This is a genomic window from Roseateles flavus, from assembly GCF_039872765.1.
GTDB classification, from domain to species: domain Bacteria; phylum Pseudomonadota; class Gammaproteobacteria; order Burkholderiales; family Burkholderiaceae_C; genus Roseateles_B; species Roseateles_B flavus.
Window position 1 is genome coordinate 1,294,051 of sequence record NZ_JBDPZC010000001.1, and the last position, 16,587, is coordinate 1,310,637.

General features: G+C 67.8%; 15 protein-coding genes and 1 rRNA gene. 12 read left to right on the plus strand and 4 right to left on the minus strand.

The features are described 5' to 3' along the window. Positions 1–103: 103 nt before the first annotated feature. From ABDJ40_RS05845 to ABDJ40_RS05855, 3 genes are read right to left on the minus strand one after another with little or no spacing between them, the layout of a single operon-like run. Positions 104–955, minus strand: coding sequence for a BPSS1780 family membrane protein (locus ABDJ40_RS05845; protein WP_347607273.1), 852 nt, complete (start codon positions 953–955; stop codon positions 104–106). Beyond that, the gene (locus ABDJ40_RS05850) at positions 956–1,936 is read right to left on the minus strand and encodes a homoserine kinase (protein WP_347607276.1); all 981 of its coding nucleotides are present in this window, start codon (positions 1,934–1,936) and stop codon (positions 956–958) included. Positions 1,937–1,970: 34 nt separating this feature from the next. Beyond that, entirely contained in the window at positions 1,971–2,339 is a 369-nt protein-coding gene (locus ABDJ40_RS05855; protein ID WP_347607279.1) for a hypothetical protein, read from the minus strand. 75 nt (positions 2,340–2,414) lie between these two features. Between ABDJ40_RS05855 and polA the strand changes: the two genes are divergently transcribed. From polA to ABDJ40_RS05885, 6 genes are all read left to right on the plus strand, one after another. Then, a complete protein-coding gene (gene polA, locus ABDJ40_RS05860) occupies positions 2,415–5,201 on the plus strand; it encodes a DNA polymerase I (protein ID WP_347607282.1) in 2,787 nt (928 codons plus the stop codon). Between the two features lie 247 nt (positions 5,202–5,448). Further along, positions 5,449–6,705 (plus strand): lipoprotein-releasing ABC transporter permease subunit, encoded by a 1,257-nt coding sequence (locus ABDJ40_RS05865; protein ID WP_347607285.1) that lies wholly within the window; start codon positions 5,449–5,451, stop codon positions 6,703–6,705. Further along, positions 6,698–7,390, plus strand: coding sequence for a lipoprotein-releasing ABC transporter ATP-binding protein LolD (gene lolD, locus ABDJ40_RS05870; RefSeq protein ID WP_347607288.1), 693 nt, complete (start codon positions 6,698–6,700; stop codon positions 7,388–7,390). The genes ABDJ40_RS05865 and lolD overlap by 8 nt, the downstream gene beginning before the upstream one ends. Before the next feature lie 45 nt (positions 7,391–7,435). Then, the gene (gene purU, locus ABDJ40_RS05875; RefSeq protein WP_347607291.1) at positions 7,436–8,305 is read left to right on the plus strand and encodes a formyltetrahydrofolate deformylase; all 870 of its coding nucleotides are present in this window, start codon (positions 7,436–7,438) and stop codon (positions 8,303–8,305) included. A 15-nt stretch (positions 8,306–8,320) separates the two neighbouring features. Continuing rightward, on the plus strand, positions 8,321–9,142 hold the full coding sequence (locus tag ABDJ40_RS05880; protein ID WP_347607294.1) for a TatD family hydrolase: 822 nt from the start codon (positions 8,321–8,323) through the stop codon (positions 9,140–9,142). 12 nt (positions 9,143–9,154) lie between these two features. Further along, a complete protein-coding gene (locus tag ABDJ40_RS05885; RefSeq protein WP_347607297.1) occupies positions 9,155–9,817 on the plus strand; it encodes a GNAT family N-acetyltransferase in 663 nt (220 codons plus the stop codon). Positions 9,818–9,830: 13 nt separating this feature from the next. Here the strand turns inward: ABDJ40_RS05885 and ABDJ40_RS05890 are convergent, their stop codons facing one another. Next, positions 9,831–10,643, minus strand: coding sequence for a mechanosensitive ion channel family protein (locus ABDJ40_RS05890; RefSeq protein WP_430765599.1), 813 nt, complete (start codon positions 10,641–10,643; stop codon positions 9,831–9,833). A 123-nt stretch (positions 10,644–10,766) separates the two neighbouring features. On the opposite strand from ABDJ40_RS05890, the gene ABDJ40_RS05895 reads away from it, so the two are divergent. The 6 genes from ABDJ40_RS05895 to ABDJ40_RS05920 all read left to right on the plus strand — a co-directional run. Continuing rightward, positions 10,767–11,306, plus strand: coding sequence for a DNA-deoxyinosine glycosylase (locus tag ABDJ40_RS05895; protein ID WP_347607300.1), 540 nt, complete (start codon positions 10,767–10,769; stop codon positions 11,304–11,306). After that, positions 11,254–12,081, plus strand: coding sequence for a spermine/spermidine synthase domain-containing protein (locus tag ABDJ40_RS05900; protein ID WP_347607303.1), 828 nt, complete (start codon positions 11,254–11,256; stop codon positions 12,079–12,081). Before ABDJ40_RS05895 ends, ABDJ40_RS05900 begins: the two co-directional genes overlap by 53 nt. 1 nt (position 12,082) lies before the next feature. Then, positions 12,083–13,876 carry a type IV pilus assembly ATPase TfpB gene (gene tfpB, locus ABDJ40_RS05905; RefSeq protein WP_347607306.1) on the plus strand — a complete coding sequence of 598 codons (1,794 nt, stop codon included), beginning with the start codon at positions 12,083–12,085 and terminating at the stop codon, positions 13,874–13,876. A gap of 106 nt (positions 13,877–13,982) precedes the next feature. Next, entirely contained in the window at positions 13,983–14,444 is a 462-nt protein-coding gene (locus ABDJ40_RS05910; RefSeq protein WP_347607309.1) for a tripartite tricarboxylate transporter TctB family protein, read from the plus strand. A gap of 9 nt (positions 14,445–14,453) precedes the next feature. Then, a complete protein-coding gene (locus ABDJ40_RS05915) occupies positions 14,454–15,962 on the plus strand; it encodes a tripartite tricarboxylate transporter permease (protein ID WP_347607312.1) in 1,509 nt (502 codons plus the stop codon). 542 nt (positions 15,963–16,504) lie between these two features. Next, positions 16,505–16,587: ribosomal RNA gene (locus ABDJ40_RS05920) — 16S ribosomal RNA — on the plus strand; the annotation flags it as partial.

Below are 16,587 nucleotides of genomic sequence, written 5' to 3' on the forward strand. Positions count from 1 at the left end.
GGGCCATGTCAGCGGCGTGAAGCTTTGATGGCGGCGCTGACACAAAAGCACGAGAGGCTCCCGGGGGAGCCTCTCTCACGCGATGAGCCAGGGGGCCAGGGGGTCAGGTCTTGCTGTCCAGCACGTCCTTGGGGGCGCCGAACATGAAGCAGTCCACGAAGGTGAAGTACAGCGAGGCGTAGAAGGCCGAACCCAGGGCATACATGGCGACGATGCCCATCAGGGGCAGCAGGGCCTCCAGCCCCACCAGCGCGAAGGCCGCGCTGAGCATGGCGCCGGCCAGGCTGGCGACGAGCTGCACGCCCAGCCAGCCGGTCATGTAGACCGCGAAGGCGCCGCGGTTGCGCCACACACCCAGGGTGCTGGAGAACAGCGCCTGCAGCGCGCCCTGACCGCCCCAGTGCACCAGGGCGGGGGCGTGCCAGTAGGGCGTGCTGATCAGTGCGATCCAGGACAGGCGCAGCAGGAAGCCGCTGAACAGGGCGGGGTCCGGCGCGGGCAGCTCGGCCGGCTGCTTGCCGCCCTCCTGGCTGACTTTGGCCATGGCGTCCATGAACTTGTCCAGGGCGCTGCCGAAGGCGCCGCCGTCCAGCTGGTCCAGCAGCAGCAGGCCGCCAACGGTCAGCAGCGCGAAGCTGAAGCCCAGCACCAGCTGGGTGTTGCGCCGTTCGGCCGTCAGCTGCAGGGGCGCGATGAAGACGCTGGGTACAGGCCGCTTGCCCTGTAGCACCAGGTGCGAGGCCAGCATGAATCCCAGGGAGAACAGTGGCATGGTGGCCAGCAGCAGGAAGCGCAGCGGCGCCGGCAGGGCCAGGGTCAGCAGGTTCAGCAGCATCAGCGCCGAGAACAGGCCCACCATGCCCAGCGGCGCGCGCTGCACGATCTTGAAGCCGTGGCGCACCCACAGCAGGCCGTTGGCCGCCGGGACGTTCTGCAGATGGAGGGTCAGGGCCATTCAGCGTTCCTGAGGGGCGAGGGCGTGCCAGGCGTGCGCCAGGCGCTCGCGCAGCACGCGTTCAAAGTGGGTGGGGTCGTGCGGCTTGAGCAGCGAGGCTTCGCGGGGCAAGTGGTAGTCCCACAGGCGCGAGACCCAGAAGCGCAGGGCCGCCGCACGCATCAGGGCCGGCATGAGGCGGTGCTCGGTGCCGCTCAAGGGGCGCTCGCGCTCGTAGGCCTGCACGAAGGCCTGCGCGCGGGCCTCGTCCAGGCGGCCGCTGGCGAGGTCGATGCACCAGTCGTTGAGGCACACGGCGAGGTCGAACAGGAAGGTGTCGACACCGGCGAAGTAGAAGTCGAAGAAGCCGCTGAGCTGCTCGCGGCCGGGCAGCCCCTCGAACATGACGTTGTCTCGGAAGAGGTCGGCGTGGATGGGACCGCGCGGCAGCTCGGCATGGCTCTGCGAGGCCGCCAGCTGCTGCTGGAAGGCCAGCTCGCTGGAGAGCAGCTCGGCCTGCTCGGGGGCCAGGTAGGGCAGGACCACGGGGACCGTCTCGGTCCACCAGGCCAGGCCGCGCAGATTGGGCTGGCTCAGGGGGAAGTCGCGCCCGGCCAGGTGCATGCGGGCCAGCATGGCGCCCACCTGATCGCAATGGAAGAGGTCCGGTGCCAGCTGGTGGCCGCCGCGCAGCTTGTTGACCACGGCGGCGGGCTTGCCCTGCACGCGGTGCAGGATCTCGCCGGCCTCGTCGGCCTGCGGGTCCGGCACGGGGATGCCGCGGCCCGCCAGGTGCTTCATCAGGCGCAGGTAGAAGGGCAGCTGCTCGAAGCTCAGGCGCTCGAAGATGGTCAGCACGTAGTCGCCGCGCTCGGTGCTGACGAAGTAGTTGGTGTTCTCGATGCCGGCCGTGATGCCGCGAAAGTCGGTGACGGTGCCCAGCTGCAGGCGATCCATCAGGACCTGGGCCTGGGCGGAGGAGACTTGGGTGAAAACGGCCATGGGGGAAGACGGGACGCGGCAGTCACCGCGCGAATCAGAAGCTGAACAGGCGCCAGACGCGCTGGCCGGCCCCAGCCTTGGCCGTGCCGGCACCGGGGCTCAGGTCGCGGCCGGGCTCGCCCAGCAGGATCTCGTACTCCGGGGCCTTGCCTTTGGGCTTGACCTTGGCGCTGACCGTCTGGCCGCGCACGCGGAGTTCCTCGATGCGGACGCTGTCATCTTCCAGCTGGATCTCCTGCACCACGGGTTCGGGCGGATCCTTGGGAAGGGGCGGGGCGGCCGGGGTCTCGGCCGCGTGTGCCGCGGCGGCCAGGCAGGCGATCAGCCCGGTGGCCAGGGACAGGGCAGCCCGTGCCCGGGGCCGGGCCGGCAATGGCAGGGGGAGGGGGGACGGGTTCTGCATCCGGCGATTCTATGCGGCAGCCACCCCCGGACTGCTGACAGCATCCAGCGGTGCCTTGCGTGACAATGCGCCCCCATGAGCAAACCCATCCTGCTGCTGGTCGACGGCTCCAGCTTCCTCTACCGCGCCTTCCACGCCCTGCCGGACCTGCGCGGCCCCGAGGGGCAGCCCACCGGCGCCGTGCATGGCTTCGTGGCCATGATGAAGAAGCTGCGCGACGACATCGGCGCCGAGCACGCGGTCTGCGTGTTCGACGCCAAGGGCCCGACCTTCCGCGATGACTGGTACCCCGAGTACAAGGCCCACCGCCCGCCCATGCCCGACGACCTGCGGGCGCAGATCGCCCCCATCCACGAGGTGGTGAAGCTGCTGGGCTGGCCGCTGCTGGAGGTGCCGGGCATCGAGGCGGATGACGCCATCGGCACCCTGGCCCGCCTGGGCGCCGAGAGTGGTCACCAGGTCGTGGTGGCCACGGGTGACAAGGATCTGGCCCAGCTCGTCAATGCCGACGTCAGCCTGATCAACACCATGGCCAAGCCGCCCGAGCGCCTGGACGTGGCCGGCGTGGTGGAGAAGTTCGGCGTGCCGCCGGACCGCATCATCGACTACCTGACGCTGATGGGCGACGCGGTCGACAACGTGCCGGGCGTCGAAAAGGTGGGCCCCAAGACGGCCGCCAAGTGGATCGCCGAATATGGCTCGCTGGACGGCGTGGTGGCCAACGCTGGCAAGATCAAGGGCGTGGCCGGCGAGAACCTGCGCAAGGCCCTGGACTGGCTGCCCACGGGCCGCCGCCTGGTGACCGTCAAGCTGGACTGCGACCTGGATGGCCATGTGCCGCAATGGCCGGCCCTGGACGCCCTGGCCCTGCAGCCCGTGGACAAGCCCGGCCTGCTCGATTTCTTCACCCGCTACGGTTTCCGCACGCTCAAGCGCGAGCTGGAGACGGAGCTGGGCGGTGGCGCGGCGCCCGCGCCCAAGGCCGCTGCAGCGGCGCAGGGCACGACGGGCGACCTCTTCGCGGATGTCGCGCCGCCGGCCGAGGCCGCGCAGGTCGAGCGCCGCTACGACACGATCCTGGACTGGACCGCCTTCGACGCCTGGCTGGCACGGCTGCAGGCCGCGCCCCTGGCCGCGCTGGACACCGAGACCGATTCCCTGGACCCCATGGCCGCCCGCATCGTGGGCCTGTCCTTCTCCGACAAGCCCGGCGAGGCCTGCTACATCCCCCTGCGCCACAACGGCCCGGACGCGCCCGCGCAGCTGCCCATGGACGAGGTCCTGGCGCGCCTGAAGCCCTGGCTGGAGGACGGCACGCGGCCCAAGCTGGGCCAGAACGTCAAGTACGACCTGCATGTCTTCGCCAACCACGGCATCGCGGTGCAGGGCTATGTGCACGACACCATGCTGGAAAGCTATGTGCTGGAGGCGCACAAGACCCACGGCCTGGAGGCCCTGGCCGAGCGCCACCTGGGCCGCCACGGCCTGAGCTACGAGGACCTCTGCGGCAAGGGCGTGCACCAGATTCCCTTCGCCCAGGTCGACGTGGCCAAGGCCGCGGAGTACTCCAGCGAGGACTCCGAGATGTGCCTGCACGTGCACGAGCTGCTGGAGCCGCGCCTGCAGGCCGATGCCGGGCTGGACTTCGTCTACCGCCAGATCGAGATGCCGGTGGCCCTGCTGCTGGCGCGCATCGAGCGCACCGGTGTGCTGATCGACGGTGCGCGCCTGCAGGCCCAGAGCCATGAGCTGGCGCAGCGCCTGGTGGCCATCGAGCAGCAGGCCTACGAGATCGCCGGCCAGCCCTTCAACATGGGCAGCCCCAAGCAGATCGGCGAGATCCTCTTCAACAAGCTGGGTCTGCCCGTGGTCAAGAAGACCGCCACCGGCGCGCCCTCCACCGACGAGGAGGTGCTGGACAAGCTGGCGCAGGACTACCCGCTGCCGGCCAAGATCCTCGAGTACCGCGGCCTGGCCAAGCTCAAGAGCACCTACACCGACAAGCTGCCGCTGATGGTCAACGCGCAGACGGGCCGGGTGCACACCTCCTACTCGCAGGCGGTGGCGGTGACGGGGCGGCTGTCCAGCAACGATCCCAATCTGCAGAACATCCCCATCCGCACCGCGGAAGGCCGCCGTGTGCGTGAGGCCTTCGTGGCGCCGCCGGGGCATGTGATCGTCAGCGCCGACTACTCCCAGATCGAGCTGCGCATCATGGCCCACATCAGCGAGGACCCGGGCCTGCTCAAGGCCTTCCAGGACGGGCTGGACGTGCACCGCGCCACCGCTTCCGAGGTCTTCGGCGTGCCGGTGGACGAAGTGACGGGCGAGCAGCGCCGCTATGCCAAGACCATCAACTTCGGTCTGATCTACGGCATGGGCGCCTTTGGGCTGGCGCAGTCCCTGGGCATCGAGCAGAAGGCGGCCAAGGACTACATCGACCGCTACTTCACCCGCTTTGCCGGCGTGAAGACGTACATGGACGTGACCCGCCAGTCGGCCAAGGACAACGGCTACGTAAAGACCTACTTCGGCCGCCGGATCTATCTCCCGGAGATCAATGGCGGCAACGGCCCGCGCAAGGCCGGCGCCGAGCGCCAGGCCATCAACGCGCCCATGCAGGGCACGGCGGCCGACCTGATCAAGCTCGCCATGATCGCGGTGCAGAAGGCGCTGGACGACGAGGGCAAGCAGAGCCGCATCGTGATGCAGGTGCATGACGAATTGGTCTTCGAGGTGCCTGAGGCAGAGTTGGACTGGATCCGCTCCGAAGTGCCGCGCCTGATGGCGGGCGTGGCCGAGCTCAAGGTGCCGCTGCTGGCCGAGGTCGGTGTGGGTGCCAATTGGGACGAGGCGCATTGACCCCCCCTACCGGCTGCGCCGGCCCCTGGAATGTCCACCCCGTACCGGCTTCGCCGGCCCCCTCAAGGGGGCGAGCCCGTAGGCCCGGCGGAGCCGGATCCTCGGGCTCCGTGCAGGGCGCCGGGCTGCGCCGGCGAATTGGGAGGGCGCTATGCCTGCTTCGCTCGCTAGCCCGGTGTCCCGGCGAAGCCGGATTGTCTGGCCCCACAGAATCAAGGCCGCGCAGGCGGCGCATGCAAGGTGATTGATGGATTTACCGTATGAATGGCAGATCGGCTGGCGCTACACGCGTGCGGGCCGGGGAGGGCGGCGCAACCGCTTCATTTCCTTCATCTCCGGGGTGTCGATGCTGGGCATCGCGCTGGGGGTGGCGGCGCTGATCATCGTGCTGTCGGTGATGAACGGCTTCCAGAAGGAGGTGCGGGACCGCATGCTGTCGGTGGTGTCGCACATCGAGCTGATGGGCTGGCAGGGCGAGAGCTTCCCGGACTGGCTTCAGCTGGCCGAGAAGGCGAAGCAGAACCCGCAGGTGAAGGCGGCGGCGCCCTTCGTGGCCAACCAGGTGCTGGTGGCGCGGGGCGAGGACATGCGTGGCGCCATCGTGCGTGGCATCGACCCGGCCCTGGAGCCCGCCATGACGCCGCTGGCCGCGGAGCTCAAGGACACGGCGCTCAAGCGCCTGGTGCCGGGCGAGTTCGGTGTGCTGATCGGCGTGGAGATGGCCCGCGCGCTGCAGGTGCGCGAGGGCGACCGCATCACCCTGGCCGCGCCCACGGGCGATGTGACGCCGGCCGGCGTCTCTCCGCGCTTCAAGCAGTTCAAGGTGGTGGGCATCTTCAGTGCCGGCCACTACGAGTACGACAGCGCGCTGGCCCTGATCCACATCGGCGATGCCGAGCGCTTCTTCCGTGTCGAGGGGCCGACCGGCGTGCAGCTGCGCCTGGCCGATGTGCACCAGGCCCGTGAGGTGGGGGACCAGCTCTCGCTGAGCTTCGGCCCGTCCATCCGTGTGCGCGACTGGACCCGCACCAACGCCAGCTGGTACGACGCCGTGCAGCTGGAGAAGCGCATGATGCGCATCATCCTGACCCTGATCGTCGCGGTGGCGGCCTTCAACCTTGTCTCGACCCTGGTGATGACGGTGACCGACAAGCAGAGCGACATCGCCATCCTCCGCACCCTGGGCGCGAGCCCGCGCTCCATCATGGGCATCTTCATGGTGCAGGGCGCTGCGGCCGGGGTGATCGGCACGGTCGGCGGCACGCTGCTGGGCCTGGTGACGGCCTTCAACATCGATGTGATCGTCCCCGCCATCGAGCGCCTCTTCAACACGAGCTTCCTGCCCAGCAGCGTCTACGTGATCAGCCGCATGCCCAGCGATCCGCAGTGGTCGGACATCATCCCCATCGCCCTCACGTCCCTGGTGCTGGCCTTCCTGGCCACCCTCTACCCGAGCTGGCGCGCCAGCCGCGTGCAACCGGCGGAGGCGCTGCGCTATGAATGATCGTTCGAACGAGCGCGTGCTGCAGGGCACCGCGCTGAGCCGCCGCTTCAAGGAAGGCCCGCTGGACGTGACCGTGCTGACGGGCGTGGATATCAGCGTGCGCCGTGGGCAGACCCTGGCCATCGTGGGCGCCTCGGGCTCGGGCAAGAGCACGCTGCTGCACCTGCTGGGCGGCCTGGATGCGCCCAGCAGCGGCCGCGTCGAGCTGATGGGCCGCGACTTCGCCGCCATGAGCCCCGCTGAGCAGGGCCGCTGGCGCAACGAGCACCTCGGCTTCATCTACCAGTTCCATCACCTGCTGCCCGAGTTCACCGCCCTGGACAACGTGGCCATGCCCCTGCGCATCCGCCGCCTGCCCGAGGCCGAGGCGCGCTCGCAGGCGCGGGCCATGCTGGAGCGCGTGGGCCTGGGCCAGCGTGCGATGCACCGGCCGTCCGAGCTCTCCGGTGGCGAGCGCCAGCGCGTGGCCATCGCCCGCGCCCTGGTCAGCCGCCCAGCCTGCGTGCTGGCGGACGAGCCCACCGGCAACCTGGACCGCGGCACGGCGGACGCCGTCTTCGGCCTGATGCTGGAGCTGGCCGCCAGCCAGGGCACGGCCTTCGTGATGGTGAGCCATGACCAGCAGCTGGCCGCGCGCTGTGAAACCCGTTTGAACCTCGTGAGTGGGCGGCTCCAGCAGGATTGAGCCCGGGCTGCAGTAGGATCGGTGCCCCACTGTCCTGGAGGCCCCATGTCTGCTGTTCCGCCCCGCTACATCCTCAAGCTCAGCTGCCCGGATCGGGCCGGCATCGTCCATGCGGTGACGGGCTTTCTGCTGGAGCAGGGCGGCAACATCCTGACCTCGGCCCAGCATGGGGACGCCGACCACCAGCGCTTCTTCATGCGCATCGAGTTCGAATGCGGCCGTGCCACGCCGGTGCCCGCCCTGCGCGAGGCCTTCGCGCCGCTGGCCCAGCAGCTGCAGATGGACTGGGAGCTGGTCGGCCGCGAAGCCAAGACCCGCGTGCTGCTGCTGGTCTCCAAGCTGGGGCACTGCCTCAACGACCTGCTCTTCCGTGTGCAGACGGGCCACCTGCCCATCGAGATCCCGGCCATCGTCTCCAACCACCGGGACTTCTACCAGCTGGCCGCCTCGCACAACATCCCCTTCCACCACTTCCCGCTGCTGAACGCCTCGCCAGAGCAGAAGGCGGCGCAGGAGCGCAAGATCCGCGAGGTGGTCGAGGAGAACCGCATCGACCTCGTCGTGCTGGCCCGCTACATGCAGATCCTTTCGGGCGAGATGTGCGAGTACCTCTCGGGGCGCGCCATCAACATCCACCACAGCTTCCTGCCCAGCTTCAAGGGCGCACGGCCCTACCACCAGGCGCATGAGCGCGGCGTGAAGCTGATCGGCGCCACCGCGCACTACGTGACCTCGGACCTGGACGAAGGCCCCATCATCGAGCAGGAGGTGGCTCGCATCGACCACAGCATGCCGCCCGAGCAGCTGGTGGCCATCGGCCGGGACACCGAGTGCGTCACCCTGGCCCGCGCCATCCAGTGGCATGCCGAGCACCGCGTGCTGATGAACGGCAACCGGACGGTGGTCTTCCGCTGAGGCCGGGGCGCTGGCATGTGGATCGACACCCACTGCCACCTGGATGCGCCCGAGTTCGAGGCGGACCGGGACGCCGTCGTGCAGCGCGCGCGGGACGCCGGCGTGCGGCAGATCGTGATCCCCGCCGTCGCGGCCTTCGACTTCGACAGCGTGCACGCGCTGGCGCATCGCCACGGCTTCGCCTATGCGCTGGGCATCCATCCGCTGTACGTGATGCAGGCCGCGGAGCAAGACCTGACCCTGCTGGCCGATCGCCTGAGGGCCTGGCGCGACGACCCGCGTCTCGTCGCCGTGGGCGAGATCGGCCTGGACTTCTTTGTGCCGGGCATCGACGGCCCGCGCCAGCAGCAGTTCTATGTGGCGCAGCTGAAGCTGGCGCGCGAGCAGGGCCTGCCCGTGCTGCTGCATGTGCGGCGCAGTGCCGATCAGCTGCTGGCGGGGCTGCGCCGGACCGCCGTGACGGGCGGCATCGCCCATGCCTTCAATGGCAGCGAGCAGCAGGCGCAGGCCTTCTGGCAGCTGGGCTTTCGCCTGGGCTTCGGCGGCACGCTGACCTTCGAGCGCTCCCTGCAGATCCGGCGCCTGGCGGCGGCGATGCCGGCCGAGGCCCTGGTGCTGGAGACGGATGCGCCGGACATCCCGCCGCACTGGCTCTACAAGACGGCGGCGCAGCGCGCGGCGGGCGAGTCCAGCCGCAACGAGCCGGCCGAGCTGCCGCGCATTGCGGCGCAGCTGGCCGACCTGCGGCGCTGGACGCTGGACCAGGCCGCCGAGCGGACCCGGGCCAACGCCATCGCGGCGCTGCCACGCCTGGCCTCCCTGGGAGGGCTCCCATGAAAGCTTCTGCAGATGGCCGAAACCATTGATCAAGACCGTCCGGACCTCGCGGTCTGGATCCGGGCCTGGCTGGCTGCCCGCTCGGCGGCACGCGGGCTGCCGGCGCCCGTCGAGGATGCGGGGGGCTACCGGGTCGACGTCCATGCGCCCGACGAAGTGCGGCGCTGGGTCTTTCCCCGGGTCGGCCCGGCCGTGACAGCCCTCGCGCAGGGGCTCGCGCAGCCGCGGCATTTCATCAAGGCCTGTGCCCCGCCCGATCAGTTGCTGGCGGCGCTGCCGCCGGCATGGCGGATCGCGCTGCCGGGGTACTTCATGCGGGGCCCCGGCCGGGCGCCGCAAGCGCTGCCGGTGCCGGGCTACCGCTGCGAGCGGCGTGTCGAGGCGGGGCTCAGCGAGGTGCGCATCCTGACCGAGGCCGGCGAGCTCGCCGCCAGCGGCCATGCCGCGGAGACGGCCGGCGTGTTCATCTACGACCGCATCATCACCGAGCCCGCGCACCAGCGGCGGGGGCTGGGCCGGCTGCTGATGCGCGAGCTCGGTGCATGCCGGATCGAGGCCCGCGCACCGGAGCTGCTGGTGGCCACGGCCGCCGGGCGTGCGCTCTACGAGGCCCTGGGCTGGACAGTGCTCAGCCCGTTTTCGACGGCCTTCCTGCCGGACCTCCCTGCCGGCTGAATGGCTCGGCCGCTCAGCGGTTGCGGGGGGTGATGGGGGTCTCGGGCACCGGGTAGCCCGCCGCGCCGAAGGTGGCGACTACCGCCTTGTGCGTGTCGAAGTAGACCTGCCAGTAGTGGTCGGTGTGGGTGTAGGGACGCACGCAGAGCAGGGGGCCTTCGGGCGTGAAGCTGAGGATCTCGACGTCAGGCGCGGGCGAATTGGCCACGTTGGGGATCTGTGCCAGCGCCGCCTTCAATCGCGCAATGGCATCCAGCGGGTCCACGCTGTTGGCGATCTTGGCCACGCAGTCCACGCGCCGGAAGGGCAGGCTGGAGAAGTTCTGGATGGTGTCCGAGAAGATCTTGTTGTTGCCGATGATGGTCTGGACGTTGTCCGGCGTGACCAGCGTCGTGCCAAAGAGGCCGATCTCCAGCACCGTGCCCGTGACCCCGCCCACCTGCACGAAGTCGCCCACCTTGAAGGGGCGCAGCACCTGCATGAAGATGCCGGCGGCAAAGTGCGTCAGCAGGCCGCCCCAGGCGGTGCCGATGGCCAGGCCTGCGCCGGCCAGCAGCGCGGCGAAGGACGTGGTGTGGATGCCGAAGATGTCCAGGATGGCCAGCACCAGGACGATGTTCAGGATCACCGACAGGATGGAGCGCAGGTAGGTGGACAGCGTGGAATCGATGCGCTTGCCGCGCTCCAGCGCCGCGCCCATCAGTCGCAGCACCAGGCCGATGACCCAGCGGCCGATGATCCATGCGGCCAGTGCGGCCAGGACCTTGAGTCCAAAATCCATGCCCTGGGTGCTCAGGAAAATCCAGATGGCTTCGGTATTCAACATTGCAATCCTCCGTGTACTTGAATGAATGACATGGCACGACGAACGCCCCTGGCCGATGGCCGGATGACAGCGGGACTGGCAAGGGCGACGGGCCCGTCGATTGAAGCGGCCCCGGGCACCCCCGTGCTCCAGGGTTTGCCCGCGCTGGCCTTGCCTCAGGCGCGGTTGCTGGTGCTGGGCAGCTTCCCGAGTGTCGCCTCCTTGGCCGCCGGGCAGTATTACGGCCATCCGCGCAACCAGTTCTGGCCGCTGCTGTCGGCGCTGTGGGGTCAGGACTTGCGTGCCATGCCTTACGAGCAGCGTTGCGCGTGGGTGACCCGCCGCGGGCTGGCCGTCTGGGACGTCTACGCCAGCTGCCAGCGCGAGGGCAGCCTGGACGCCGACATCCGGGCCGCCGCGCCCAATGATTTGCAAGCACTGGTGAGAGGTCTGCCGGAGCTGCGGGCAATCGCTCACAATGGCGGGGAATCGGCGCGCAGCCTGCGCGTCACGCAAGCCCTCGGCCTGCCTGTCTTTCGCCTGCCCTCGACCAGCCCGGCCAATGCCAGCTGGAGCTTCGAGCGCAAGCTGCAGGCCTGGCGCGAGGTCTTTGCCTTTGCCGGACTGCTGGATGAGCACCAAGAAGAAGACGAAGGAAGCGGGCGGCCGCACGGCCAGCCCTGAATGGACCCACGCGACGCTGTCCGAATTCGACGGCGTGCGCTTCCTGCACCTGGACAGCATCTGGGTTCAGGGCGCCATGCGCATCCGCAAGCCCCAGGTCCTGGAGCTGGAGTACATCCAGCGCATGATGGCCTGGATGCTGTGGCGGGACAGCGAATCCCTGCGCGAAGGCCATGCCGTGCAACTGGGCCTGGGCGCCGCGGCGCTCACCCGCTTCTGCCACAAGGTGCTGCGCATGCAGACCACGGCGGTGGAGATCAACCCCACCGTGATCGCCGCCTGCCGCAGCTGGTTCCACCTGCCCGAGGACGACGAGCGCCTCACCGTCCTCAACCAGGATGCCGCCCGCTGGGTGGCCGACCCGGCGAATCTGCAGACAGTGCAGGTGCTCAATGTGGACCTCTACGACCACGACGCCGCCTCGCCCGTGCTGGACGACGAGGCCTTCTATGCCGCCTGCCGCGGCGTGCTGGCCGACGGCGGCCTGATGACGGTCAACCTCTTCGGCCGCGCAGCCAGCTTCGCCCGCAGCGCCTCGCGCATCGCCCGGGTGTTTGGCAGCGACCAGGTCTGGAGCCTGGCGCCCACCAAGGAAGGCAATACCGTGGTGGTGGCGGCCCGCGGCGTGCAGGTGCCGGACCGCGAGGAGCTGGAGCGCCGCGCCGATAAGATCGAGGAACGCTACGGCAGCCATGGCCTGCCGGCGCGCAAGTGGCTGCGCCTCGTGCGCCCCTTGCCGAGGAGCATCATTGAACTGATGGCGGAGAAGGCCTGAGATGAACAGTGCATCCAAGAGCGAGTCCGCCGCCGTGGCCCAGCCGGGCGGCCGCCTGGAATGGCGGCCTCTGCTGCGCTGGCTGCAGGAGGACGGCCTCATCGACGCCGAGGCTGCCCAGCGCGTGGAGCAGCGCTTCGGCGCCGGGGACAGCGCCCAGCACCCCCTGCTGCGCCTGGCGGGCGCCGGCCTGCACCGCCTGTCCAATGGCAAGCTGCTGGATGTGGAGGCGCTGACCGCCTGGCTGGCCGAGCGGGCGCGCCTGCCCTATCTGCGCATCGACCCGCTCAAGGTGGACGTGGGCCGGGTGTCCGACGTGATGTCGGTCAGCTATGCCGAGGCCAAGCGCTGCCTGCCCATCCAGTTCGGGCTGATGGACATCACGGTCGCGACCAGCGAGCCCTTCGACATCGGCTGGGTGGCCCAGATCGAGTCGCACACGCGCAAGCAGATCAAGCTGGTCGTGGCCAGCCCCAATGAGATCTCGCGCTACACGACCGAGTTCTTCACCCTGGCCAAGTCGGTGCGCGAGGCGGCCAAGAACGGCGCCGTGGCGCCTTCCGCCAGCTTCGAACAGCTCGTGGAGCTCGGGCGCTCCAACCGCCAGCTGGATGCCAACGACCAGGGCATCGTGCAGGTGGTCGACTGGCTCTGGCAGTACGCCTTCGACCAGCGCGCCAGTGACATCCACCTGGAGCCGCGCCGCGAGATCGGCCTGATCCGCTTCCGCATCGACGGCGTGCTGCACACCGTCTACCAGTTGCCCCCGACCGTGCTCGGGGCCATGACCTCACGCATCAAGCTGCTGGGCCGCATGGATGTCGTGGAGCGCCGCCGGCCCCTGGATGGCCGCATCAAAACGCGCAATCCGCTGGGCGAGGAGGTAGAAATGCGCCTCTCGACCCTGCCCACCGCCTTCGGCGAGAAGATGGTGATGCGGATCTTCGACCCCGACAACGCCGTCAAGGACCTGAGCGAGCTGGGCTTTTCCCGGCATGACTCCGAGCGCTGGAACAAGCTGGTGGCCAAGCCGCACGGCATCATCCTGGTCACCGGCCCGACCGGCAGCGGCAAGACCACCACGCTCTATTCCACCCTCAAGCGCCTGGCGACGGAGGAGGTCAACGTCTGCACGATCGAGGATCCGATCGAAATGATCGAGCCGGCCTTCAACCAGACCCAGGTCCATTCGGCCATCGACTTCAACTTTGCCGAAGGACTGCGGGCCCTGATGCGCCAGGACCCGGACATCATCATGGTCGGCGAGATCCGCGACCTGGAAACCGCCGAGATGGCCGTCCAGGCCTCCCTGACCGGTCACCTGGTCTTCAGCACCCTGCACACCAATGATTCGGTGTCTGCCGTCACCCGGCTACTGGACCTGGGCGTGCCGGCCTATCTGATCAACGCCACGGTGATCGGCGTCCTCGCGCAGCGTCTGGTCCGCACCCTGTGCGAGCACTGCAAGCAGCCGGACGACAGCATCACGGCCGAGACCCTCAACGAGACGCTCAAGCCCTGGCGCATGAACGGCAAGGTCAAGGCCTACAAGCCAGTCGGCTGTCTGGAGTGTCGCAACACCGGCTATCGCGGCCGTGCCGGCCTCTACGAGCTGCTGATGCTCAGCGAGGCCGTGCGCAAGCACCTGCATGCCCAGGCCGACATGCCTGCCATGCGCCGCCAGGCCATGCAGGAGGGCCTGCGGCCCTTGCGCCTGGCTGGCGCCATGAAGGTGGCCGAAGGGCAGACCACGCTGGACGAGGTGCTGCGAAGCACCCCGCAGTGGGAGCATTGACCCGCTCACCCGTCTGCCCGCCCCTGTTGCGCTTACGTGGAAACCACAGACGGTGGAATGCGGAGCGCTGCCTAGAATCGTTCGACAACTGCATGAGAGGCGATCTGTGAAGATCAAGAGCCAAAGAGACTTCTGGTCCGGTCTGTTGTTTTTGCTGGTCGGTCTGGCTTTTGCCTGGGGCGCCACGGAATACAACTTCGGCTCCTCGGCAAAACCTGGCCCCGGCTACTTCCCCTTCGGCCTGGGCATCCTGTTGGCCCTGCTGGGCGGCCTGGTTCTCTTCAAGGCGGTGACCATCGAGTCGCCCGGCGGCGATCCCATCGGCGCCATCGCCTGGCGTCCGCTGCTGGTCATCGTGGGTGCCATCGCCATGTTCGGTCTGGCCCTGCCCAAGCTGGGGCTGGTGCTTACGCTGCCGCTGCTGATCTTCGTCTCGTCCCTGGCCGGAGACGAATTCCACTGGAAGGACGCACTGATCAGCGCCGTGGTCCTGACGGCGGGCAGCTGGGTGATCTTCGTCTGGGGACTGAAGCTCACCATCCCCGTCTGGCCTGTGTTCCTGGCTTGAGGAGTGCCCATGAGTCTGCTTGACAACCTCCTGCTCGGATTCCAGACCGCGCTGACCTTCCAGAACCTGCTGTACGCCTTCATGGGCGTGATGCTGGGAACGCTGATCGGCGTGCTGCCGGGCCTCGGCCCGGTGGCCACCATTGCGATGCTGCTGCCCTCCATCTACTCACTGGATGCGACGCCGGCGCTGATCATGCTGGCCGGCATCTACTACGGTGCCCAGTACGGTGGCTCGACCACGGCCATCCTGATCAACGTGCCGGGCGAGTCCAGCTCGGTAGTGACGGCCATCGACGGCTACCAGATGGCCCGCCAAGGGCGCGCGGGTGCGGCACTGGCGGTGGCCGGCCTGGGGTCCTTCTTCGCCGGCTGCGTGGGCACCATCATCATTGCGGCATTCGCTCCGCCGCTGACCGAGATGGCCTTCAAGTTCGGCCCGGCCGAGTACTTCTCCCTGATGGTGCTGGGCCTCATCGGGGCCGTGGTGCTGGCCTCCGGATCGCTGGTCAAGGCCATTGCCATGATCGTGCTGGGCCTCCTGCTGGGGCAGATCAACACTGACGTGATCTCGGGAACGCCGCGCTTCTCCTTCGACATCCCCGAGCTGTCTGACGGCATCGGCTTCGTCGTCATCGCCATGGGCGTGTTCGGTTTCGGCGAGATCATCGCCAACCTGGGCCAGCCGGCCGAGCACCGCGAGGTGTTCACCAAGGAAGTCAAAGGCCTGTGGCCGACCCGCGAGGACTTCAAAGACGCCTGGCCCTCGGTCATCCGCGGCACGGCGCTTGGCTCCGTGCTGGGGGTGCTGCCGGGTGGCGGCGCGCTGCTGGCCTCCTTTGCTGCCTACACGCTGGAGAAGAAGGTGGTGCGCAAGCCGCGCCATGCCTTCGGCAAGGGCGCCATCCAGGGGGTGGCCGGCCCGGAAAGTGCCAACAATGCCGGTGCACAGACCAGCTTCATCCCCATGCTGACGCTGGGCATCCCGCCCAATGCGGTGATGGCCCTGATGGTGGGTGCGATGACCATCAAGGGCATCCAGCCCGGCCCACAGGTGATGACGAGCAATCCGCAGCTCTTCTGGGGCCTGATCGCCTCGATGTGGGTGGGCAATCTGATGCTGGTCGTGCTGAACCTGCCGCTGATCGGCATGTGGATCAAGCTGCTGACCGTGCCCTACCGCTTCCTGTTCCCGGCGATCGTGACCTTCTGCTGCATTGGCACCTACACCCTGAACAACAACAGCTTCGACGTCTTCCTGACCGCTGGCTTCGCCCTGCTGGGCTATGTGTTCTACAAGCTCAGCTGCGAGCCGGCACCCCTGCTGCTCGGCTTCATCCTGGGACCCATGATGGAGGAGAACCTGCGCCGGGCGCTGCTGCTGTCACGAGGAGACTGGGGCACTTTCGTCAGCCGGCCGCTGTCCGCCGGCCTGCTGGGCGCGGCCCTGCTGCTGGTTCTTGTGGTGATGCTGCCCACCATCCGCAGCAAGCGGGAAGAGGCGTTCCAGGAAGACTGAACAGCCCACACCCGGTAGGCGCAAAAGAGGAGGGCCGGGAGGCCTTCCTCAAGAAATTCTTTCGAATCTCTTGCGCGGGCCGAAAAAGCTGTGCTACAGTCTAAGGCTTCGCTGCTGATGCAGTGCTTCGAAACGAAGCGCAAAACAGAAGCGGCGAAGCGCAAAAGAAACGCAAAGAGATTTGATCTTGATGTTTGTTTCTGATGTGGGCGGGATCTGAATGTTTCGCCAGGCGTTGAAAACTGTTGAAAAACAAATTTCAAAAAACGCTTGACGATACGAAAGAAATTCAGTCATAATCTCGCTTCTCTGCTGATGACAAGTCAGCGACGCGAAACGAAGCAGCGAACTGCGAAGGCAGATGGGTTGCGAAGTTCAGCGAATGTTCTTTAAGAATTCACAGCCGATAAGCGTGGGCGTTTGAAGCGAAGTGCTGGTAGCCGGAGACGGTTGCCAAGTCCTTCGGACTTTAAACGCTCACGGATAGAGAATGAAGCTATGTAAATAGTCTTTGTTCGATTCCGTTGAGTAAATTCAAGATCGAACTGTAGAGTTTGATCCTGGCTCAGATTGAACGCTGGCGGCATGCCTTACACATGCAAGTCGAACGGTAACAGGCCGCAAG